The organism is Moorena sp. SIO2C4 (assembly GCF_010672485.1).
Taxonomy (GTDB): domain Bacteria; phylum Cyanobacteriota; class Cyanobacteriia; order Cyanobacteriales; family Coleofasciculaceae; genus Moorena; species Moorena producens.
This window is the reverse complement of record NZ_JAAHGN010000458.1, coordinates 1-5,744: the sequence shown is the minus strand read 5'-3', so window position 1 is coordinate 5,744 and position 5,744 is coordinate 1. Positions and strand designations below refer to the sequence as shown.

Below are 5,744 nucleotides of genomic sequence, written 5' to 3'. Positions count from 1 at the left end.
ATAGCTGATAGCTGATAGCTGATAGCTGATAGCTGATAGCTGATAGCTGATAGCTGATAGCTGATAGCTGATAGCTGATAGCTGATAGCTGATAGCTGATAGCTGATAGCTGATAGCTGATAGCTTAAAAGTTATATAGTAAACCTTGAAAACCCTTATGGCTGATTCCCAGCAATCCTCAATCCAATTCTTAACTCCGGAAGAATCCGCTGATGTAGACCAAGCATTGCTCTCTTCCCCAGAGAAATTTTTAACTCGTTTAACTATTTCCTCCCTCAGACTGTTGAAGCATATTTCACAAGATACTGGGGTGCCCATGGAAGAGTTGACCCATCAGCAGATCATCGATTGGTTTGAGAAGGACAGTAAGATTCGGCGAGAACAAGGGGTAGAAGCCGCTTTTTTGAAATGGTAAGCCAATAAACAGGTAATATTGTCCCCTTCACTAATTATTACTTGCAGTTGGTAATTGATAGTTGGTAGTTGGTAAGTAAGCATTCAGCTCTCAGCATTCAGCCGTCAGCGGTCAAGTGTCAGCAGACGTAACATAGATTAAACCAATGCTTACCTGTTTTATTAAAAAGTACCTCAAGTAGCGTGGGCATAAGCTGATAGCTGATAGCTGTTCGCGCAGCGTGCGCGTAGCGCATAAGCTGATAGCTTACCTTGGTAGTTGGTAATTGGTAGTTAACGATTCTCCATCACCAACTATCCAGGGATTATGTTGGAAGTGATTCACTGGACTTGATATAATCGGTTAATTATTGACAGTTTACTGCATAGTACTGTTAACAAACAAACCTCAACAAAACCTAATCAAAAATCAGCAATTTAGAGCTTATTTATAAAATAAATATTAATTTTTTTTGGGGTGCGTTAATAAATCGTAACGCACTTATTTAATCTAGTGCTTTTGGGGCTAATTTTAGTTTTGTCACTAGTCAAAACTTACCAATAGTGTAGCTATCAAGCGCCCTACAGCCATTTAATCCTTTACTTTATAAATGACGGTTTAGAGGATTTTGGGTAAAATTATTGATCAAGATCACATAGATGCGTTGTCCTAAATCACAGTCTTGCGTGATCTAAACCGATGAAATGGATATAAGTTACCGCTAGCATTCTTAGGTCAGCTGTTAATACTCAAGGAAACGGTGCATCATGAATACTCAAAAAATTCGCTTCGCAGCCATCACGATTTTAGATATCGCTCTATTGTTCACAGTCCCCATCATTATCCAATTATTCTCAAAAATTCCTTAAGTCCAAGGAAGTATGTCTTAGGAATGATCAATGATGTATCGGCACATAATATAGCGTTTCCAAATGAGATGTAAAACTAAGAGGTGTTTTTTGATTTTTAAATAAAACTCTGGATCTCTTTATCCTATTGCCTTTTGCCTATTGTAGGCAAGCAAATTACTGCCATACCTGTGTTTACAACTCATATAAAAACGCTATCAGCACATAGTTTTGCATTAATCGTTTTTCGAGTACAAGCCCCTAACACCTAGCATGGGGTAATTCATTATTAATCATTCATCTTCATCATTCCCTGATCACTGTCGAGACCGGTGGCATTCCTAGTTCAGTTAATTTTAGATATAAAATAAATCTGAAAATGATCAATGAAAGTAATCAATAAATTTCAAAATCTGGTCTTGACCGGAATAATAGTGAGTGTGGGGTTATGGGCAATACCAGTATCAGCACAAGTGGAGGATGAGCAAGTCAACGATCTTGTAGAAGCACTGCGGCTTTCGGCACCACCCAATCGCCGGAATGATGGCATGTACAGCGACTGGCAAGTAAAACCTGCCATTATCCCTAGCTGGACATCTCAATGTGCAGGACAGGCAATGACACCTGCACAATTTGAAGCCGACCCGACCACAGCACGTAGTGTGGTGGCTTGTATCATCAGACGGGAACTAGAGATTGAATTTAGAGATAGTGGCAACAATGAAATGATTGCTGTTCGCCGTACCGCCTGTTGGTGGATGACAGGAAAACCCTCTGGCTGCAACAGTGGCGCAACTGCTGACTATGTCCAGAGAGTACTCGGCTTTTATCAGCAGCCCCATAGGTCAACACCAGTATTCGCACAAGTAGAGGATCAGCAAGTCAACACTCTTGATCCGCAAGTCAACCCTCTTGATCCGCAAGTCAACGCTCTTGTAGAAGCACTGCGGCTTTCGGCACCACCCAATCGCCCGAATGATGGCATGTACAGTGACTGGCAAGTTTTACCGGGGATTATCCCTAGCTGGACATCCCAATGTGCAGGACAGGCAATGACACCTGCACAATTTGAAGCGGACCCGACCACAGCACGCAGTGTGGTGGCTTGTATCATCAGACGGGAACTGGATATTGAATTGACAGATAGTGGCAACAATGAAATGATTGCTGTTCGCCGTACCGCCTGTTGGTGGATGACAGGAAAACCCTCTGGCTGCAACAGTGGCGCAACTGCTGACTATGTCCAGAGAGTACTCGGCTTTTATCAGCAGCATAGGTCCAGTCAAGCAGTAGTGCCACTAGCCTGGAAATTCTAGTCGCTGTTGACCCTTAACCTTCAGGCTTCTTAGAATTTAGAATTTAGAATGCAGAATTGAGAATTGAGAATTGAGAATTGAGAATTGAGAATTTAGAATTGAGAATTTAGAATTGAGAATTTAGAATTGAGAATTGAGAATTTAGAATTGAGAATTGAGAATTTAGAATTGAGAATTGAGAATTCTACATTCTGCCTTCTGCCTTCTACATTCTACATTCTACATTCTTCATTCTTCATTCTTCATTCTTCATTCTTCATTCTTCATTCTTCATTCTTCATTCTGCATTCTGACCAACAACCTTCAACCTTCAAGCCTTCATGCTGCTTGTCGGGACAACAACAGTTGAACAAAGTTATCACTAACTGTATGGTCTTTAGTATTCGCTGCGTATTGAATTAAGGTTTCCCGCAAGCGCCAAGCAGCATCCCAAGGCAGTAAGGTTGCCAAGAGGAAGTACACGCCGCGAAACCTAGGGTCACTGATCTGCTTGTTTGGCAAATCATTTCCTTCACCTAGGAACGTCTGCACGATGAAAAAGTCCTGGATTTTGTCGTGGCGGAAATACCATTCTTTTCGATCATTGCCTGCATGGTCAACAAATAGACGGCAAAATACCATTTTGTGGCGTTCCATGCAAATCAGTTCTTCAAACCATTTGTCAGCTGGTATCGCTACCTCATCTTGCAAGCGCATCTGGTAAACTGTCTCAGCAAATGCCTCTAGGGGAAATTGTCTGAGATAGAGTTGTTCATACTCCTGAGCCATATATTGATACTGCTGTTGCTGCAAATTCAGCAAGTCTGGTTTCTGCCCATGGGCTATCATCTGAGCCACTATGGTCAGGTCCATCGGGTTGGACAGCATCCGACGCACAGTTCTCTGTTCTTCTTCTGATTGGTACTGAGGTAAAACGGTGTCAATATACTTTTCGCAGGCTTGTTTGTACTTTATACCCGAGATGGGAGCATCTGGGGGCATAATTTTATAGCGCGATAGTAAAAATTTCTCAATCTGCTTAGGTTTCAATGGTTGCAGTACATAGGTCGTAGCGCAAGAGGGGGTCTGCCACTCCATGGATTGGGTCCCTATGATAATATTGCCCTTGAAGTAACTTTCCACAAAACTGGTAATCAAGGCTCGTGTGTCTGGAGTGACTTCATTGAGTCCATCAATACAGATATCAATGGCATCACTGTAAATCAGGTCTCGCAAGAAACCAGAGTCTTGGGCGAATCCATGAAGTTTTGCTTGAATCGCTTCGATCACGCCATTAGCGCATTTCTCTGCAGGTAAATAGACGATGATTCGCTTAGATGATTTCACTAAGTGGCGTAGAAACATGGATTTCCCTAATCCTGATTCTCCTTCCAGGACAATGGGTAATTCCAGATCTGGTATTGCTTCTTGAATGGGTTGGGTTATATTTTTTCCCTTCCGCTCGACTTCCAAGTTAGGAAAGTAAGCTTGCTCATCAAAGTTTTCTAAATCCGCATCTGACAGCAAGGATTCCTGGAAGGGCGCAAATAACTTGGAGCGTAGAAAGGGAATCCAAGTTAGGGCTATGCCCACATACCCCAGTCCAAAAAACTTCCGCACCCAGGGATTCCAAAAGAAGATAGCTTGGACTTGGGGGGATTTGGGATAAAGCAGTATCAGTCCCAACCAAAATAGCATATGAGTTAGCCAGATAATCACCCCTTCCCTAAAAATTTTCTGATAACTACGAGAGTCCTGTTCTTCCTGGAGATCATAAAGACCACCACGAACGCTTTCTATCCATCTATCCTGGAAAATTTTCTCCGTGTCTTGCTCTAGCCTTTGGATAACTGTTTCAAATTCCAGTATCGATTGTTCCAATTGCACTTTGGTGAGCTGCTTCTTCTGTTTACCAAGCTTAGAAGCAATTTCGACAAGGGCAGAGGCGGCGGAATCGTGAACATCGATCGATTCATCTGTCAACAAGACTTCTATTAGGTTAGGCACAGCCTGAATCCCTTCCGTTCCCATCTTTCCTAAAGCAGAGGCAGCATAATAACGAACATAGACTGAGCTATCCTTAAGCAACTCAATTAATAGAGGCAAAGCATCCTTAGCTGGCTCTCCAATTTCCCCTAGTACCTCGGTAGCGCGAATCCGGATCAGGATAGATTTATCCTTCCTGAGTCGCTCAATCAGCTGGGGAGCAACATCTTTGGTTTTCTCGGCAATCTGCTCTAGGGCATTGACGCTAGTTATGCGAACCAACAAGGATGTTTCATCCTTTAGGGCTTCAATCAGGTAAGGTACAGCTGACTTGGCTGCCTCTTTTTTATTCCCTAGGGCATAAGCAGCGTTAGCACGAACCTCAGCAGATTTATCATTCCTCAAGGCTTCAATTAGGTGAGGTACAGCCTTATTGGCTTTCTTGCCTAAGTTGCCTAGAGCATAAGCACCATTGGCACGAACTTCAGCAGATTTATCCTTAAGTGCATCAATCAGATCAGGGATAGCTTCATAAGATGCTTCTCCCATCAATCCCAGAGCAGAAGCAGCTTTGGAACGAACTGTCGCCGAGTCATCGTTCCTTAGGGCTTTAATCAACCCAGGGACAGCTTGATACGCTTCCTCTCCCATACTCCACAGAGCAACAGCAGCTCCCTCCCGAACTGCAGCAGATTTATCTGTCTTCAGGGCTTCAATCAGTAAATAGACAGATTTTGAACCACATTGGACTATTGCTTGTTTAGCGGTTGTATTGTCTATATCGTCGAATTTGGCGATATTAGTCTTAATCTCTGCTTGAGTACACCCTTGAGCTAAGGCAGGACTACAGGGCAGCAGTAGCAATGAGCAGCCCAGTAAAAACACCTTGAGCACTGAGGAAGTGGGTTGTTTGATGCACCTAATCATAGAAGTTCTCCAAGGTTTCGTGAGTATAGATACAAGCAATCTCTTCACAAATCCAGTTTTATCTCTCTGAGGGGCTATAAAAGTACCCTTGGGGGTACTCTTGAGGATTCCCCACTCCCTGATATAGCGCTACGCTTAGCGTCAGAAGTTAGAAGTCAGAAGTCAAAGGTGCGCTTTCCGTAGGCGAATTAAATTCGCCACGGGTCGCACCTAAAAGTAAGCTATGACTTACGTTTCGGAGTTTAGGAGCGATGCAGCGCGGTCTTGGGGAGGCAGCGCGGTCTTGGGGAGGCA

At 43.3% G+C, this 5,744-nt stretch carries 3 protein-coding genes and 1 pseudogene; 2 read left to right on the top strand and 2 right to left on the bottom strand.

Annotated features, from left to right (window positions below; all coding sequences use genetic code 11):
• Positions 1–318 (bottom strand): annotated as a pseudogene (locus tag F6K20_RS21850) (hypothetical protein); the annotation flags it as partial.
• Between F6K20_RS21850 and F6K20_RS40800 the strand changes: the two are divergent.
• Together F6K20_RS40800 and F6K20_RS21845 are read left to right on the top strand one after the other, a co-directional pair.
• Positions 227–415: an NDH complex assembly factor CRR9 gene (locus F6K20_RS40800; protein WP_502708071.1), complete on the top strand. Its 189-nt coding sequence runs from the start codon at positions 227–229 to the stop codon at positions 413–415. The pseudogene F6K20_RS21850 and the gene F6K20_RS40800 sit on opposite strands and share 92 nt — an antisense overlap.
• Positions 416–1,628: 1,213 nt before the next feature.
• Positions 1,629–2,558, top strand: coding sequence for a hypothetical protein (locus F6K20_RS21845; RefSeq protein WP_008187481.1), 930 nt, complete (start codon positions 1,629–1,631; stop codon positions 2,556–2,558).
• Positions 2,559–2,876: 318 nt separating this feature from the next.
• On the opposite strand, the gene F6K20_RS21840 is transcribed toward F6K20_RS21845, so the two are convergent.
• On the bottom strand, positions 2,877–5,450 hold the full coding sequence (locus tag F6K20_RS21840) for a HEAT repeat domain-containing protein (protein WP_008187478.1): 2,574 nt from the start codon (positions 5,448–5,450) through the stop codon (positions 2,877–2,879).
• Positions 5,451–5,744 lie beyond the last annotated feature (294 nt).

What these genes read in the sequence shown, in the direction of transcription:
- F6K20_RS21845 (WP_008187481.1), top strand. Translation starts at nt 1,629, where the DNA reads ATGAAAGTAATCAATAAATTTCAAAATCTGGTCTTGACCGGAATAATA.
- F6K20_RS21840 (WP_008187478.1), bottom strand. Translation starts at nt 5,450, where the DNA reads ATGATTAGGTGCATCAAACAACCCACTTCCTCAGTGCTCAAGGTGTTT.